Annotated in this window: 12 protein-coding genes; 8 read left to right on the top strand and 4 right to left on the bottom strand. The window is 55.5% G+C overall.

Annotated elements, in window-relative coordinates; genetic code table 11:
- The first annotated feature begins 59 nt into the window (after positions 1–59).
- Complete coding sequence (locus GOX45_RS20255) at positions 60–1,364, top strand: ferric reductase-like transmembrane domain-containing protein (protein WP_171103500.1); 1,305 nt, start codon at positions 60–62, stop codon at positions 1,362–1,364.
- A gap of 294 nt (positions 1,365–1,658) precedes the next feature.
- Here the strand turns inward: GOX45_RS20255 and GOX45_RS20250 are convergent, their stop codons facing one another.
- Positions 1,659–2,816, bottom strand: coding sequence for a cation:proton antiporter (locus GOX45_RS20250; protein ID WP_171103498.1), 1,158 nt, complete (start codon positions 2,814–2,816; stop codon positions 1,659–1,661).
- Between the two features lie 197 nt (positions 2,817–3,013).
- Between GOX45_RS20250 and GOX45_RS20245 the strand changes: the two genes are divergently transcribed.
- From GOX45_RS20245 to GOX45_RS20225, 4 genes are all read left to right on the top strand, one after another.
- Positions 3,014–3,463 (top strand): phasin family protein, encoded by a 450-nt coding sequence (locus GOX45_RS20245; protein ID WP_171103496.1) that lies wholly within the window; start codon positions 3,014–3,016, stop codon positions 3,461–3,463.
- A gap of 58 nt (positions 3,464–3,521) precedes the next feature.
- Entirely contained in the window at positions 3,522–3,923 is a 402-nt protein-coding gene (locus GOX45_RS20240; protein ID WP_171103494.1) for a universal stress protein, read from the top strand.
- Positions 3,924–4,633: 710 nt separating this feature from the next.
- Positions 4,634–6,319, top strand: a complete 1,686-nt coding sequence (locus tag GOX45_RS20230; protein WP_171103491.1) for a tryptophan halogenase family protein — start codon at positions 4,634–4,636, stop codon at positions 6,317–6,319.
- Positions 6,320–6,409: 90 nt separating this feature from the next.
- Positions 6,410–7,954, top strand: a complete 1,545-nt coding sequence (locus tag GOX45_RS20225; RefSeq protein ID WP_171103489.1) for a cryptochrome/photolyase family protein — start codon at positions 6,410–6,412, stop codon at positions 7,952–7,954.
- Between the two features lie 36 nt (positions 7,955–7,990).
- Here the strand turns inward: GOX45_RS20225 and GOX45_RS20220 are convergent, their stop codons facing one another.
- Together GOX45_RS20220 and GOX45_RS20215 are read right to left on the bottom strand one after the other, a co-directional pair.
- The gene (locus tag GOX45_RS20220) at positions 7,991–9,262 is read right to left on the bottom strand and encodes a glycerate kinase (protein ID WP_171103487.1); all 1,272 of its coding nucleotides are present in this window, start codon (positions 9,260–9,262) and stop codon (positions 7,991–7,993) included.
- Positions 9,263–9,417: 155 nt separating this feature from the next.
- Positions 9,418–10,392, bottom strand: a complete 975-nt coding sequence (locus GOX45_RS20215) for a LysR family transcriptional regulator (RefSeq protein WP_171103485.1) — start codon at positions 10,390–10,392, stop codon at positions 9,418–9,420.
- A 175-nt stretch (positions 10,393–10,567) separates the two neighbouring features.
- Here GOX45_RS20215 and GOX45_RS20210 point away from each other — a divergent pair, with 175 nt between their 5' ends.
- From GOX45_RS20210 to GOX45_RS20200, 3 genes are all read left to right on the top strand, one after another.
- On the top strand, positions 10,568–11,563 hold the full coding sequence (locus tag GOX45_RS20210) for an ABC transporter substrate-binding protein (protein WP_171103484.1): 996 nt from the start codon (positions 10,568–10,570) through the stop codon (positions 11,561–11,563).
- Positions 11,564–11,639: 76 nt separating this feature from the next.
- The gene (locus GOX45_RS20205; RefSeq protein ID WP_171103482.1) at positions 11,640–12,446 is read left to right on the top strand and encodes a taurine ABC transporter ATP-binding protein; all 807 of its coding nucleotides are present in this window, start codon (positions 11,640–11,642) and stop codon (positions 12,444–12,446) included.
- On the top strand, positions 12,443–13,708 hold the full coding sequence (locus GOX45_RS20200; RefSeq protein ID WP_171103480.1) for an ABC transporter permease: 1,266 nt from the start codon (positions 12,443–12,445) through the stop codon (positions 13,706–13,708). The genes GOX45_RS20205 and GOX45_RS20200 overlap by 4 nt, the downstream gene beginning before the upstream one ends.
- Before the next feature lie 46 nt (positions 13,709–13,754).
- Here the strand turns inward: GOX45_RS20200 and GOX45_RS20195 are convergent, their stop codons facing one another.
- On the bottom strand, positions 13,755–16,190 hold the full coding sequence (locus GOX45_RS20195) for an FAD-dependent oxidoreductase (RefSeq protein ID WP_171103479.1): 2,436 nt from the start codon (positions 16,188–16,190) through the stop codon (positions 13,755–13,757).
- Positions 16,191–16,335 lie beyond the last annotated feature (145 nt).

The raw sequence follows: 16,335 nt of genomic DNA, 5'->3' as shown, positions 1-16,335 counted from the left end.
TAGCGTCTATGCACAACAAGCACGAGTTGCCTTCCTGTGATGCATAGGACCAGAACCGAATGAAATGGCCGTATCTAGTGCTGATCTACGTTTTGGTGATCCTATCCCCACTGGCTGCCGCCTGGTCGCTGAACTGGCCCTCGCGACCTTTTCATCAAGAGCTTGCATCAGGACTTGGAATGCTTGCATTTTCAATAATCTTGATCGAATTCCTGTTGTCGGGACGGTTCAAATTCATCTCGGGCAATGTGGGTATGGACGTGACCATGCGGGTGCATCAGCTAATGGCGCGAACAGCACTTGGCTTTGCGCTCATACATCCGCTTTTGTATCAGGGCACACCAACTGGCGGGCATCGCCCATGGGACGTGACACATCAACTCACGCTTGCGACCGACTTTTCTGCGCTGGTAACGGGCATAGGTGCATATTTTTTGTTTGTTATTCTGGTCGCCTCAGCGATTTTTCGTAAGTCCCTTGAATTCAAATATGAGACATGGCGCCTGTTTCACGGTCTCGGGGCTTTGGTCCTTGTATGCTTACTGCTGCACCACACGGTATATGCCGGACGCTACGGTGGACATCCGTCACTGTCATATCTTTGGTTTGTACTGACCGGTATTGCGGTCGGAACTTTATTGTATGTCTACCTCGTTCGCCCATTGCGTCAGAGAAAAAGACCTTGGAGCGTCAGTACCGTGTCTCGCCTGACACCAAGGCAATGGGAATTGCGCCTCAAACCTGTTGGTCACAAGGGTCTGACCTATGAAGCAGGTCAGTTTGCGTGGCTGAATGTTGGTCATAGCCCATTCTCGCTAAACGAGAATCCTTTCTCGATCAGTTCGGCACCAGCCGGAGGCCCCGAGGTTTCATTCGTGATAAAAGAGCTTGGGGATTTCACATGCGGCCTTGGGCAAATCGCTCCGCGAACCCCGGTCTATCTAGACGCCCCGCATGGCAACCTGTCGATCAAAAACCGCTCTGAGAATGGCATCGTCCTGATCGCAGGTGGCGTCGGCATCGCACCCATGCTGAGCATATTGCGTCAAGCAAAGTTGAGCGGAAGACCGTGCGATATCAAACTTATCTACGGCAACCGGTTAGAGGAGCAAATTGTCTATCGTGAGGAATTGACTCAAGAAGATACAGTGTTTGTTGTGTCCGAACCGTCAAAAGATTGGCAAGGCGAAACAGGCTTGATCGACGGGCCTCTCTTGGATCGCAACTTGTCGAAAGAGCATTTTGATGGCTGGCTGTTTGTTCTGTGTGGGCCGACTGCCATGATGGACAACGTCGAAGATCACCTGATCGCGCGGGGAACTTCGTCAGAACGGATCTTGTCCGAAAGGTTTGACTATGATTAATCGGTTCAGAAACCAGCCTGCGCGTAAACGGGTGAAGCTGGCGGTCTGGGCCATCAATATTTTGGTTTTTGCCATTATCCTGGCTTACTCGCTGAGATAGCGGAAGAGATCGATGGTCGGTCACGATTGTTGGCTCATGGAGGAGAAATGCCCATATTTGGCGCGGTTTTCGAGAGAGACCAACTGTTCGCGCTGGCTCTACCGAATGGCCAAACAATGATGGTAGGTCTTCCGCTGGCGAATTTGCTTGCTTTTCTTGAATCGGTCCAAGTCGATTAGGAACTGGCCCTGCCGCTATTTGGTATCAGCGGTGCGTCTGATCGAGAAAAGTGTAAGTGGCGGCCCCAACACTTCGAACACCACCGTACTGGCCAACGTAAAAGCCATGATCGCCGCAGCCCAGTGCGGAAATTGCTCTCCGGCAACAAGGGCCATACCCACAGCGACTCCGGCCTGCGGCAGTAGCGCAGGACCGTACCAGTAGGCATGGCGAACCGGTAAGCCTCCCAGCCTTGCGCCGCAATAGCCACCAATAAGACGTGCCATTGTGCGTAAGATCAGGAAAAGCACGCCAGCCCACCCCATTAAGCCAAAGGATTCAATATCTAATGTGGCTCCAGCCAGCAGAAAGAACAGGATCATAAATGGCCACTGAATATGTTCGATCTCGTGAAAAGCACGGTCGTGATGCCGGGCAAGATTTCCAATGGTCGCGCCCACGACCATACCTGCTACGAGGAACGAAACCTCAAGCCAAAGTGCAAAGCCTGCCGTGAGAAAGACAATCCCAATCGCTTCTGCCTGCATTGGCTCGCCCGGCTTCAAGCGACCGGTTAGGTAAGCGGATGGCACCCCCAACACAACGCCCAACAAAATGGCCCCGCCGAAATCCCATAGTGCAGTTGTCGTGACCGAAACCCAACCATCCGTATGACCTGCAAGCACCAAGGCTATGCTGAAAACCATCAGCCCCCAAACGTCATCAATCGCGACCACACCTTTAAGGGTTTCAGTGAAACCGTTTGATACTCCAGATTGTTGGATCACGTCTGTCATTGCGGCCGGAGCCGTGGCGGTCGCGATTGCGGCCAAGACCAATGCCAACCCTGGGGGAAGCCCAATTACGGTCAGTCCGCCAGTCACAATGATGATGGTTACAACCAAAATCGAAATTGAGATCGCCAGAATTGCGCGTCCGTGTCGAACCAGGTTCTGCCGCGTCAAAGATCCTCCAAGCAGAAACGCGACCATCGTCAGAGCAACGATCGAAATCTCATCGAACCACATTGCGACATCGCGAGGGATAACCCCCGTTCCTGCATTTCCCGCAATCAAGCCAAGAAATAGCAAAGCTGTAACACGCGGAAGATGCGTGGCCCGGCCAAGTTGATCTGCCACCAAACCAGCGAGGAAGAGAACACCGAGAGTAATCAGAAGGCCGGAAACGTTCATAGAAAACCGCGCATTAAGCACTTGTTGGGGTCACTGTAACTTCAATCCAACCCATTAGGAACCAGTGTCCCTGATGACGCAAATAATTGGCCGCCATTAGGTTACAGAAACGTATTTTGGGATTTTGATCTAAGTTAAGGCGGGTTTTCTCAGCATATGGCAATATGAAATCTTCAGGGGATGAGGAGGAAATCGCAATGTCGACACAGAAATCTAACTCAAACTACCCAGCTACTCTTGTAGACATCTTCAAGCAAATGCAGCCGCCAACTGCGGGTAATGCAGCTTTTGGCGCGCAGATAGAACAGTTCTGGGATGCTCAGGAAAAAATGCTGGAAGAAACAGAGGCCTTTGCACAGCACTGGTTTGAAAGGCGCCACATGGCCGTTCGCACGGCTTTGCAGGCCGCGCGCAACGTTTCGTCGGCGAATCCATCTGATCCTTCAGAAGCTTTAAAGAGCATAGCTGAATGGCAGCGTCATTCCTCGGAACGTCTAGTCGCTGATGCTCAGGAATGGTTCGAGACTGTCGCACGCTGTGCGGCATATGTAGCCGAAACCGAAGCTGAGGCTGTAGAGAAAACAGTCGAAGATATTTCGACCGCGACAAAGAGCGCTGGGAAATCGTCGAAGTCTGAACCTGTGTAGCTTTCCTTGTGCTGCAGACGTATGGCTGAAATAGCAGAAGCTTCAGAATGGAGTTCGTATGTACAAGAACATCCTGATACCTGTCATCCTGGACCATGACACGGGAGCGGCTTTTGAAGCTGCGCGCCAATTGGCCGATGCCAACGCTGTCTTCACCGTCGTACACGTTCAAGAGCCAATACCAGCATATGTTGGATCTCAGATCCCGAACGAAGTGCTTGCGCATACGCGGCATGAAATTCTGGGAAAGCTACATCAAAAAACCTCTGAAATACCCGGGGCTTCGTCACGGCTCATCTCGGGGCATGCGGGTAGAGCGATTGTCGATTTCGCAAATGAAAACGATGTCGATTGCATCGTTTTGGCATCACACAAACCCGGCTTCCAGGACTTGTTCCTGGGCTCAACGGCCAACAGAGTCGTGCATCACGCTAGGTGTTCAGTTCACGTTATCCGATAAGGGCGCATCTGGAGCTCTACGATCAAACGCGCGTGGCAGGGAACGGGCACATTGCTGTCGCGCAACTCTGGGCAGAGCTGCCGGATGACGTTGAAGAATATGACCGGTTGGAAGAACAGAGGGCAATGAGATTACGGAAGCAGAACCGCCTTTTGGCGCATCTCAAAAGCCGCTCCCGATTTCGCTTGTTCGCTTGCGTGCTCTTCTCAGCTATTTCCCTGATCACAGCGCAAAAATTCCCTGTTTCTTTAAGGACAGGGAATCGCTTTCTGGCCCTTTGTAAAACAGCAGGTAGCCAGAGCAAAATTCACCAGCATTGGCGCATTCGAAGCCCAAACCGCCAGTATTCCCTGTAAAATCCTCATAAACAGGCCTTTTGAGCCGAGATTGTATAGCTCATGACTACGCGCACTGCCACGACGTCTTAGAATTTCCGTAGATTTCGGCGTCAAAAGCCGCGTTTGTGTTTAACCACTACGTTGATGGCGGCGTCTGGGTCCGGCGCATAACTTTGGTGGCGCGCCCTCTGCATCTGCACCCAACTGTGACGTTTCGGGTGAATTGCGCATACAATATTCATAAGAACTGGCTGCGCGCATGAAAGCTGTTATATTCCTCGGAAAGCTAAAAAAGGGATAGCTGCGGAAGCTTCTCCCAAACCGGAAACGTCGCAGCAAAATAATTCCCCAAGCCAACAGGGACGGACCAATATGAACAATCGTTTGCGCAAAATCACCATTGTGGGTGGCGGCACCGCTGGCTGGATGACCGCACTGATCCTCGACATGGTGTTTTCACGCACATCCGCGACCAAGGATCGCCCCCACCTTTGTCTTATCGAAAGCCCCAATATCTCGACAGTGGGTGTCGGTGAGGCGACAGTGCCGCGTATGCCGGTCACGCTAAGGCAAGCCGGTATCACCGAGCGCGACTTTTTTCGTGAGACGAACGCATCGTTCAAACTGGGGGTAAAGTTCTGCAATTGGAACAACGATGCCAAGGGCAATCGCATCGACTATATGAACCCGTTCGCGCATGGTCAGATGCTGGAGGGGCTGGAGGCGGCCGAGTATTTCCTGCGCTTTGGCAATGGTGATCGGGATTTCACTCAGTCGATCTCACCCCATGATGATCTGGCCCGTCTTTGCAAAGGCGCGCGCGCGCTGGGGCAGCCTGAATTCGAACAGCGCTTTGGCTATGCCTACCATCTGGACGCGGTGAAATTCGCAGGAATGCTGACCCGGATCTGCACCAAGCGCGGCGTCGAGCATATTCAGGACGAGGTGCAATCGGTAGAGCTGGATGAACAGGGCAATGTCAGCCATTTGATGCTTGAGGCCAAGGGCCGTCATGACATCGAGATGGTGGTGGATTGTACTGGCTTCCGGGGTTTGATCATCAATCAAGCCTTGGGTGAGCCGTTTCTGGATTACTCGGATTACCTGCCCAACGACCGCGCAATGGCGTTGCAAGTCGAACATCCCGATCCCGAAAAAATCGAAAGCGCCACGCGATCCACGGCCCTTGGGGCTGGGTGGACATGGCGTGTGCCGCTCTTCAATCGTGTGGGAACGGGCTATGTCTATTCGTCGGCGCATCGCACCGATGATCAAGCCGCCGATGAGTACCTCGAATGGCTAGGGGACAGTGGCAAAGGGCTCACCCCAAGGGTGATACCGATGCGCGTCGGGCGGGTCCGCAATGCCTGGGTCAAAAATTGCCTGGCCATTGGTCTGTCAGGCGGGTTCATCGAGCCGCTGGAAAGCACCGCCATCCATATGATCGACCATGCGATACGTTGGTTTGCAGAACACTTGCCAACGCGAGATATCGCACCTTCGCTGCGCGACAGATACAACCGGCAAATGGACAAGCTTTACAATGAGGTGCTTGAATTTATCTGCCTGCATTATCGCTTGGGCAACCGTACCGACGACCAATATTGGATCGACGCGCGCACCGAGATGAAAATCCCCGACCGGCTGGCCGAAAACCTGGAACTTTGGCAGCACCGCTTGCCGATGCAACATGACGTCGAGTTCGCTACGCTTTTCGATCACCGCGTCTACCAAACGGTTCTGTTGGGCAAGCAATCATACGACACCGGCTATGGAACTGGCATCCGGGATCGCATCCGCCCCTTGAAGAAGCCCATCTGGTTCCAGTGGTGGAAGGGGGCCAAAGTGGATCTTGCGAAGATTCTCAAAACCATGCCGGATCACAAAACGCTACTGCGGGACATCCGTGGTGAGCTGGAAAAACCCGCCTTTGGCAAAGCTTTGGCGCCCAAACCCACCGTGGCCATGCCAGGAGCCACGCCCGCTCCAGCGCTGATCCAGAACATGCCCAATCTGGCAGAGATCCAGAGCGGCAAAAAGGATTTGCAGCTGTTCTAGCACCGCTGTCCGGGCCTATTGATTGGTTCGAGGAAAATCCTCGAACCAATTTGTGTTGCAGGCGGGAGCTTAGGCGCTAGGTCACCACAGATGACAAGCAGGCAAGACACCTCCCTCGGTAAAGTGATCTTGATCCTTGGCGATCAACTGAACCCGGATATCCCGGCGCTTCGGTCGGCTGACCAAAGCAAAGACACCGTTCTGATGGCCGAAGTTGCGGAAGAGGCAAGCTATGCCCCGCATCACAAAAAGAAAATCGCTTTCATCTTCTCGGCCATGCGCCATTTCGCGGCGCAGTTGTCTGACGAAGGTTGGCAAGTTCGGTATGTAACCCTGGATGATCCTGAAAACACGGGTTCTATCACGGGTGAGGCCCAGCGCGCCTTGAACGATTTTTCGCTTAGTCGGCTATGCCTGACCGAACCAGCGGAATACCGGTTGAAGACAGCTATCAACGATTGGGCGGATCAGCAGAACATCCAGCTCGATGTGCTGGACGATGACCGATTCATCGCGACACATCAGGAGTTCGAGGATTGGGCCAGAGGTCGCAAGCAACTGCGGATGGAGTATTTCTATCGCGAAATGCGGCGCAAGACGGGTCTTTTGATGGATGGTGCTCAGCCAGAAGGTGGCAAGTGGAATTTCGACTCTGAAAACCGGAAACCCGCATCCGCGAATTTGTTCATGCCGCGCCCGCCTCAAACCCAACCCGACAAGATCACCACAGAGGTGCTGGAGCTAGTAGAGGCTCGGTTTGGCACAAACTTCGGCGAGCTCTATCCGTTTTGGTTCACCGTGACCCGAACCGGAGCGCTAGAAGCGCTGGACTGTTTCGTAGAGAGCGCCCTGCCCCATTTCGGCGATTATCAGGATGCGATGCTAGAAGGCGAAAGCTTTCTCTACCACTCGGTCCTGTCTCAATACCTAAATGCCGGGCTTCTTAGGCCGTTGGAGATCTGTCAACGGGTCGAACGCGCCTACTACGAAGGGCAAGCACCGCTGAATGCGGTCGAAGGATATATTCGGCAGATCATCGGGTGGCGTGAATTCGTGCGCGGGATCTATTGGCTGAAGATGCCGGGCTATACGCAAATGAATGTTCTGGGTGCCCACCGCGTCCTGCCGGATTTCTATTGGACGGGCCAGACGGATATGGCCTGCATGGCCGCCGCGATCACCCAAACCCGGCAAGAGGCCTACGCACATCACATCCAACGCCTGATGGTCACCGGCAATTTCGCCATGCTTGCAGGCATTGACCCGCAACAGGTGCATGAATGGTATCTGGCGGTTTACGCAGATGCCTATGAATGGGTCGAGGCCCCGAATGTGATCGGCATGAGCCAGTTTGCCGATGGCGGGCTGCTTGGGTCCAAGCCTTATGCGGCCAGTGGCAACTATATCAATAAGATGTCCGATCACTGCAGCCGTTGCCCCTATGACGTAAAGCAGAAGACCGGGCCCGGAGCCTGCCCTTTCAACCCGCTTTATTGGGATTTTCTTGATCGCAACGCCGAAAAGCTGCGCGGGAACCCTCGGCTGGGGCATGCATATCGCACATGGGATAAGATGACGCCTGAAAAGCAGGCCGACTATCGCGACAGCGCAAAGCAGATACTTGAGGGTCTCTAGCCCGTTCTAACGACGGGATGGGTGTACAGCACTACATCACTCTTCTGAGTGCGGATAGATCAGGATCGCGCGAAAATCGTTCACATTGGTCAATGTGGGGCCGGTCACGACCTGAGAGCCCACGGCCTCGAAAAAACTATGCGCGTCGTTGCGGGCCAAGGCATCGCCGGGATCAACCCCGGCGCCCGCCGCCGCGTCCAGCGTATCGGGGCCAAAGACCGCACCGGCCACCTCTGCCGCTCCGTCCACACCGTCAGTGTCACAGGCCAGACCCCAAATGCCCGGTTGGCCCTTAAGCGCGATCGCCGCAGCTAGTGCGTATTCCGCGTTGGGTCCGCCAATGCCCCCCTGATTGCCGCTTACCGTGCATTCGCCGCCGGACAAAAGCGCAATTGGCGCGTCTTGGGGGCCAAGCCCGGCTTGCAGCGATAGCGCCAGCTGCGCATGTTCTGCACCCAACTCACGCGCTTCACCCTCAAGCGCATCCCCCAGAATTCGTAGATCAAATCCCAGCTGTGTCACCTCTTGCCCGGCTGCCGCCAGCGACTGTGACGGGGCCGCGACGACGATGTTTGTGGTTTTGCTGAGCCGTGTGTCAACGGGTGCGACAGTTGTGCTGCTGTTGCGCTGCAAATGCGCCCGTGCCGCAGGCGGCAAATCAATCGAGTGGCGCTCCACAATGTCCCAGACATCCTGAACCGAGGAGGCCTCACCAACCGTGGCCCCCGACCCGATCTCGGCCGGATCGTCCCCCGGGACGTCGGAAACGGCAAGGCTGAGGAGCGTCGCAGGATAAGCTGCCGCCGCAAGCTGCCCGCCTTTGACATGAGACAGATGCTTGCGAACGGTGTTCATTGCCGCGATGGGCGCACCGGAAGACAACAACGCGCGGTGCACCTCTTGCTTGTCCGACAGCGTCAGATCCCCCGCCGGGGCGCAAAGCAGCGCCGATGCGCCGCCGGACATCAGCGCCAGAACAAAATCGTCTTCACCAAGTGACGCAACCAGGGCCAGCAACTGTGCTGTGGCATCCTGACCGGCCTCATCTGCCACCGGGTGGCTTGCTTCGATGACCTGAACGCCCTGGGTGGGTCGGGCATACCCGTACCGCGTAATGATCAATCCCTCACAGGGGCCCCAAACATGCTCAACCGCTTCGGCCATACGTGCCGACGCCTTCCCTGCGCCTATGACGACCACGCGCCCAGGCGGTTTTTCGGGCAGTTGTGCCGGGATAACCTGCATCGGATCCGCTGTCGCGACAGCAGTGGAAAACATCGATCGCAAAAGCGATTCCGGTTCGGCCATATCAGCCTCCTTAACTCTGGTCGCAACTGACCGATCACCAATCGCCATCAACGTCTCCGCCGGATACGCGCATCTTGTGAGCGATTGGAAACACAGCACAAAACTAGGTCAACTGTGGACAGCAGATAGCGGTCTGCCCAACCTTAGGTCAACACTCATGCCGCAGAACGAGGCAAAGTCACGAACTGATCGCTCAGCCACGGGTACTGCGTTTGCATGGGTTCAACAAAATACTGAGTTATCAGGGCTTGCAGAGTCTTGTGGATCAGGCGCGACGTTGAGGCGGGATAGACGTCGGTCGTGAACAAAGAAACGGTGCGGATAAACCCCTTGCCAGGCAACGGGGCGACCCTGGTTTGCCCGTGGAACTCTTTCGCCCTCAGGTAGCTGCCAACCGTCGTGATGGTCCAGCCACTGCCTTCGGCCACCAGACCGATGATCGCAGGGTTGCACTCCAACTCGAACCGGTTCGGCAAATTTATCTTGCTGCGCGACAACTGAATCTCGATCAGCTGCCCGATCGTCAGATCTCGGGAATAGCGCAAGAAAGGAAGCGTTGTATCAGCGCTGCGCAAATCGTCAAAGCTACCCTGAAACTGAGAGGGCAATACAATCACAAAAGGGTCACGCATCAACGGGTATTCGATAAGGCCTTTGACATTCCCAGCTGGTCGCGTCGCGACACCCACATCCAGTTTCTGTGCCTGCAGTTTTTCGATGATCTCATGGCTGGGGCGCGTGAAATGGCGAAAATTGCAGCGCGGCAGGGCAGAGGAAAGGTATCGGAACAGCTCTGGTGTCACCGAGTTGTCAAAATCGTCGATCAGCCCAAGGCGCAGGTCGGTAGCATGCTGCCAACTGCCCGAGCGGATCTCAACCTCGCCCCGTCTTAGGGCTGTGAGACCTTCATTGACATGGCGTGCAAACACGGTTCCCGCTGGCGTCAACCCCATCGGTCTGCGGCTGTGATCGACGAGTTCAACCTCCAACGCATCCTCAAGACTGCGCAAATGGTTCGAGACCGTGCTAACCGAAAGACCCGCCTCTTCGGAAACCTTTTGGACAGAACCGAGTTTCGAAATTAGACTGAAAATCTCGAGCCATCTCAAACTGAGAGCTTTTCTGGTCATCTGCCCTATCCCTGGCCACATCAATACGAGAAAACCGAAACAGAGTTTCGCATTTCCCGCAATGAAAAAATTAGTTCCCTGTTTGCGGTAGCCGCGTCTATGCTTTTTCAATGACCCGAAATCCTGGGGTCGCAAAAAGCGAACAGCTATAATCTACAGGGAGAACACAATCAAAATGTTCAAGAAATATCTGCTTTCGACGGTATGTGCCGCGGCGGCTGCGGTGTCTGCTTCTCAGGCTTCAGCGGCGGATGAAATCACTGTTGCCTACTTCTTGGAATGGCCAATGCCCTTCCAGTATGCCAAAGCCAATGGCACCTACGAAGAAGAAATGGGCGTCAAGATCAACTGGGTATCCTTTGACACCGGCACCGCGATGTCGGCTGCAATGGCTTCGGGCGATGTCCAAATCGCCGTGAGCCAGGGCGTACCGCCTTTTGTTGTCGCCACCTCTGCCGGTCAGGATCTGCAAGCCGTTGACGTTGCCGTAAGCTATTCGGAAAACGACAACTGCGTTGTTGCCGAAGCTCTGGAAATCGACAAAACCAACGCGGGTGAACTGAACGGCAAGAAGGTCGGTGTACCGATCGGAACCGCCGCTCACTATGGTTTCCTGTCTCAGATGGAACACTTCGGTGTTGATCTCAGCTCGCTGGAAATCGTTGACATGGCTCCTGCAGATGGTGCAGCTGCCTTTGCTCAGGGCAACCTGGACATGGTCTGCGGTTGGGGTGGAGCGCTGCGCCGCATGACCGAACACGGTAACGTTCTGCTGACCGGTGCTGAAAAAGAAGAACTGGGTATCCTCGTCTTTGACGTAACGAGCGCGCCTTCGTCCTTTGTAGAGGAAGAGCCTGAACTGCTGGCCAAGTTCCTTGAGATCACTGCAGCCGCGAACGCGGAATGGAATGCGGGTGACAACCAGGATGCCATGCTGGAGGTCATCGCCAAGGATGCCGGTATGGATCTTGCCGATGCAAAAGCAACGATCGCAACATTCTCGTTCCCGTCTGCCGAAGAACAGCTGTCGGAAAAATGGCTGGGTGGTGGCGCTCAGGACTTCATGAAAGGCGTGGCAAACGTCTTTGTCTCGGCTGGTAGCATCGATTCAGCCTTGGACACATATGAAGGTGCTGTGAACGCGGCGCCGTTGGCCGCAGCGTCCAACTAAGACAACCAAGCAAAGTTCTGGGGGCTGGTCCTGTTGCCAGGCCAGCCCCCAGTTATAACAGCAGGAAGGAAACAGAATGCCCGAATTGGACATTATCGATCTGTCCATGCGTTTTGACTTGCCCAATGGCACTTCTGTGCAGGCGCTTCAGGACGTATCGCTCAGTTTGAAGGAAGGCGAATTGGTCTCGGTTCTGGGGCCGTCGGGTTGCGGCAAGACAACTTTGCTCAATATCGTAGCCGGGTTTCTGGCGCCAACTTCGGGCCGGGTCGAGCTTAACGGCCATGTGGTCAAAGGCCCCGACGCCGAACGCGGCATGGTGTTTCAGAAAGGCGCGCTTTTTGAGTGGATGAACGTCCGCGAAAACGTTGATTTCGGCCCGCGGATGAAGGGAATGCCCCTGGCCGAACGAAACAAGATCTCAGACCATCTCCTTGAAGTTGTTGGCCTACAAGACTTCAAAGACAAAGCGGTTTACGAACTGTCCGGCGGGATGCAGCAGCGTGTGGCGCTTGCACGGTGCCTGGCCAACGAGCCTGATGTCATTTTGATGGACGAACCTCTGGGGGCCTTGGACGCGCTGACCCGCGAAAAGATGCAGGGTCTGGTTCTGAGGCTTTGGAAAGAGACCGGCAAGACCATCATCCTGATTACCCACTCGGTGGAGGAGGCTTTGTTGCTGGGCGAACGCCTGATCGTGATGGCCCCACGTCCGGGACGCATTCACAAGCAATATAACCTGCCCTTTGCGGAACGCGGCGTGAATGCGGACCTGCGCGACGTGAAAAAATCCGAGGGTTTTGCCGAAACCCGAGACGAAATCCTGACCATGATTTGGGAAATGGAAGAAGAAATCATGGGCCGCACGGAGCAAGCATCATGATCGTTCTTCTGTTTTATGTCGGCCTGTTTGGCGGCGCGTTTCTGATCGTCAACCTGCTGCGCAAAGGTCTGGAAAGCCGTCAGGACTTTACCAGCCTAAAGACCGTTACCTTCGGCGACGAAAGCGCCGTGCGTGCGGACCGAGTGGCCTCGTTCATCTCGGTTCTGGTGATCTTTGTGATCTGGGGCGCGTTCACCGGATCGAAACTGCTTCCGATCCATGTTCCGGGGCCTTTTGTCGGTGACACGCAGTTCACCTATACGTTGGAACACCCTGACGGATCGACCGACGAAGCGACAGTCTTTGTCCGCGTCCCCCCGTTCGGTGAAGATGCCGAGGCGTTTGACGTTGATCCCGGTGATGGGTTTGCGAAAGATGACGGGTTCGGAGCTCCAAGCGGTCGGTCCTCGACCTTCATCTTCGACAAGAACGACGAAACAAGCCGCAAGGATGGCGCCAAGATCGTCGCGATCAATGGCACTCCAATCGGACCAGACGCCCGCGTTGACGTGGGGGATGGTACCGTTTCTCTGACGGATAAAGGCGCAATTACCTTTACGCCTGCTCAGGGATTGCAGATGAACCCGATCTGGCTGCCTGCGCCTGAAACCGTTGTTGCCCGCTTCTTTGAAATCGCGACCGAAGGCTATCAGAACTTCTCGCTGTGGGAGCATCTGGGCTGGTCCCTGTTCCGTGTTTTTGCAGGCTTTGTCACCGGCGCGCTTATCGGCATTCCACTGGGCTATGCCATGGGCCTGTCGGGCTGGTTCCGCGGTTGGTTCGATCCGATCGTCGAATTCATGCGCCCGGTTCCACCGCTTGCCTTGATCCCGCTGGTCATCATCTGGTTCGGCATCTGGGAGACGGGTAAGATCGTCCTGCTATTCCTGGCGGCCTTGTGGATCATGACCATCGCGGCGCGGGCTGGTGTGTCCGGGGTCAATATCTCGAAGATCCACGCGGCCTATTCGCTGGGGGCCTCGAAATGGCAGATCATGCGCCATGTCATTGTTCCCAACTCGCTGCCCGAGATCTTTACGGGCGCGCGTGTTGCGATGGGCGTCTGCTGGGGCACCGTGGTTGCGGCCGAACTGGTTGCCGCCCAGAAAGGTGCCGGGATGATGATCATCGCCGCATCCAAGTTCCAGCTGACCGATATCGTCATCATGGGTATCGTCCTGATCGGTATCATCGGGTACGGCATCGACATCCTGATGCGCATGGCTGAAAACTGGTTGGTGCCCTGGAAAGGTCGCAGCTGATCTTTCAAAGAAACAGAGAACCCCGGGCTACCACCCGGGGTTTTTTTTACGATTTGATGATTTCGAAACCCGGATCATAGGGAGATGGTGGGATCACACGCGCCTGCACTATGTCACCGCACAGATCCATTTGCATCTGGTTGCCGTTCTCTGCCAACTCCGGCGCAACAAAGGCATAAGCCAGGTTCATGCCGACGCGATACCCCCAGGCGCCAGACGTTACCGTACCCACGACACGATCCCCAAGCATGACAGAAGCACCTGCATGCGCAGGCGCGTGATCGCAATCAAGCTGTAACGTGACCAGCCTGCGCTGCGGGCCCTTGGCTTTTCTCGCGATCAGAGCATCTTTGCCAACGAAGTCGCCTTTTTCCAGCTTCACGAACCTGCTCAACCCAGTCTCATATGGATCGAATTCGGTGATCAGATCGGCTTTCCAATGCAGAAACCCCTTCTCCATCCGCATCGACTCGACAGCGCGCGCGCCAAACAGCTTTAGCCCATGCGCCTCGCCCGCTTGGCGCAAAGCCAGGTAAGCCGCATAGAGCGAGGCGTTCGGCACATGGATTTCATAGGCCAGCTCGCCCGAGAAACTGACTCGCATGACCGTTGCCGGTGCAAAACCAACGAAACATTCGCGCAGGCTGAGCCAGGGAAAACCCTCATTCGACCAGTCGCCGCGCGCGCAAGTGGCCAGCACATCACGCGCCTTGGGTCCGGCAAGAACCAATATGGTCTGGTCATTGGTCAAGGACCGTATCTGCACGTGCTCGCCTTGCTGGATATGCTGTTGCAACCAATCCATATCGTGAAATTCACTTGCAGCTGCTGACCCGTACCAAACCCGGTGAGGCCCGCGATCACTTGCGGGCAGATTGGCGATGGTAGCCTCAGCTTTGATCCTGCCGTGATGGTTCAGCAAATACCCCAGCCCGACGCGCCCATCGCGTTTGGTCACCGCGCCGCAGACCAAGCGGTCCAGAAAGCGTTGGCGATCTGCGCCGGTGATCTCAAGCCGGTTGAACCCGTTCACCTCGCATAGGCCCACGGCCTGTTGCACCGCGCGCACTTCGGCACCCACAACGTCAAACGCTTCGTCAAAGTGAAAGCTTGGCGTGTGACGGAACTCCGGATCTGGCTTGAAGTAATCCGCCCTTTCCCATCCGTTCACCACTGTAAAGTCAGCGCCTTCCGCTGCCAGCAAGGGCGTCAGCGGCGTTGTCTTGGCTGGGCGTCCGGCAGGGCGATGTTCGTGGGGGAAGTGAAACCGAAACTCGTTTTGATAATCCTCAATCGCCTTCAGCGCCGTCAGTTCGACATTCGCGTGCCCGGTAAAGCGGCGCGGGTCCAGGCACCACGTGTCATAACACGCCTCACCATGAACGATCTGCTGTGCCAGAAGCCAGCCATGCCCGCCACCCTCGCCCAGCCCAGCGCGCAGTCCAATGATGCAAAATGCGTTGCGCTTGCCAGGGATCGGCCCCACCAAAGGAGCACCGTCGATGGTATAGGTGATCGGCCCGTTGACGATGGTGTGAATCCCCACCTCCATCAAGGCAGGCATCCGGGCAAAGGCCCCTTCCAGAACATCGGTCACACGGTCCAGATCATCCGGGCACAACGCATTGACAAAGTTGTGGTCAATCCCGTCCATGCCCCAGGTTTTGCAATCCTGTTCGTAAAACCCGACCAACAGGCCATGTTTTTCCTGGCGGCAATAATAGTCGCTGATCGGACAGCGGATCAGGGGCATCCGGTGACGGGCGTCTTTGATCGCCGGGATTTCTTCTGTCAGGAAATACTGATGCTCCATCGAGGCCACGGGGTGATGAACCCCCATCATTGCACCAACCTCGTTCACCCGATATCCGCAGGCATTGACCACGATGTCACAGTCGATGTCTCCCTTGTCAGTCTGCACGGTCCAAGTGTCATCCTGGTGCTGGATCAGACCTGTGACGGGCGTGTTGCGGTAAACTTCCGCACCCGCCTTTCGTGCGCGCCGCGCCAAGGCCTGACACAACTGCGCAGGGTCGATATCGCCGTCAAGCGGGTCCCATAGCCCGCCAATCAAGTTGTCGGTCGAAATCAACGGATGACGGCGCGCGCACTCTGCCGCATCAATCACCTCGAAATGCACGTTCATACCGCGCGCCATCGAGGCGAAGTGACGATAGCCCTGCATCTGCGCCTCTGTATTGGCCAAACGGATGCCACCATCTCCATGGTGATAGTTGATGGGATACTCAGGATCTTCGGACAGCTCTTTGTACAGGTTGATCGAATGGGTCTTTAACCCAACCATGGTTTGGTTCATGCCAAAGTTCGTCACCTGCGCGGCAGAGTGCCATGTGGTTCCGCTGGTCAGCTCATTGCGTTCGACCAGAACGACATCGCTCCAACCCTCTTGCGTCAGATGGTACAAGGTCGAACATCCGGCGATACCACCGCCGATGACCACAACTTTTGTGCGCGATTTCATTCAACACCTCCCAATGCCTTTCCAAATTACACCGCCGTGACGGCACCTCGAGCAACTGAAACACGTCAGCATCGTAGAAAACGAAAACCGGAGTTTTGAAAAACGCGAGATGAAGACGGCCCTTGTCGGCAGGCTGAAATAAAAG

It is taken from the genome of Ruegeria sp. HKCCD7255 (assembly GCF_013031565.1).
Classification (GTDB): Bacteria; Pseudomonadota; Alphaproteobacteria; order Rhodobacterales; family Rhodobacteraceae; genus Ruegeria.
The sequence above is the reverse complement of the archived record's forward strand: the minus strand, read 5'-3'. Positions and strand labels throughout refer to the sequence as shown.

Excerpts from the sequence above, each read along its gene's own strand:
- GOX45_RS20220 (WP_171103487.1), bottom strand. The coding sequence starts at position 9,262 with ATGGCCGAACCGGAATCGCTTTTGCGATCGATGTTTTCCACTGCTGTC.
- GOX45_RS20195 (WP_171103479.1), bottom strand. The coding sequence starts at position 16,190 with ATGAAATCGCGCACAAAAGTTGTGGTCATCGGCGGTGGTATCGCCGGA.
- GOX45_RS20205 (WP_171103482.1), top strand. The coding sequence starts at position 11,640 with ATGCCCGAATTGGACATTATCGATCTGTCCATGCGTTTTGACTTGCCC.
- GOX45_RS20215 (WP_171103485.1), bottom strand. The coding sequence starts at position 10,392 with ATGACCAGAAAAGCTCTCAGTTTGAGATGGCTCGAGATTTTCAGTCTA.
- GOX45_RS20255 (WP_171103500.1), top strand. The coding sequence starts at position 60 with ATGAAATGGCCGTATCTAGTGCTGATCTACGTTTTGGTGATCCTATCC.
- GOX45_RS20210 (WP_171103484.1), top strand. The coding sequence starts at position 10,568 with ATGTTCAAGAAATATCTGCTTTCGACGGTATGTGCCGCGGCGGCTGCG.
- GOX45_RS20240 (WP_171103494.1), top strand. The coding sequence starts at position 3,522 with ATGTACAAGAACATCCTGATACCTGTCATCCTGGACCATGACACGGGA.
- GOX45_RS20225 (WP_171103489.1), top strand. The coding sequence starts at position 6,410 with ATGACAAGCAGGCAAGACACCTCCCTCGGTAAAGTGATCTTGATCCTT.
- GOX45_RS20200 (WP_171103480.1), top strand. The coding sequence starts at position 12,443 with ATGATCGTTCTTCTGTTTTATGTCGGCCTGTTTGGCGGCGCGTTTCTG.
- GOX45_RS20245 (WP_171103496.1), top strand. The coding sequence starts at position 3,014 with ATGTCGACACAGAAATCTAACTCAAACTACCCAGCTACTCTTGTAGAC.
- GOX45_RS20250 (WP_171103498.1), bottom strand. The coding sequence starts at position 2,816 with ATGAACGTTTCCGGCCTTCTGATTACTCTCGGTGTTCTCTTCCTCGCT.
- GOX45_RS20230 (WP_171103491.1), top strand. The coding sequence starts at position 4,634 with ATGAACAATCGTTTGCGCAAAATCACCATTGTGGGTGGCGGCACCGCT.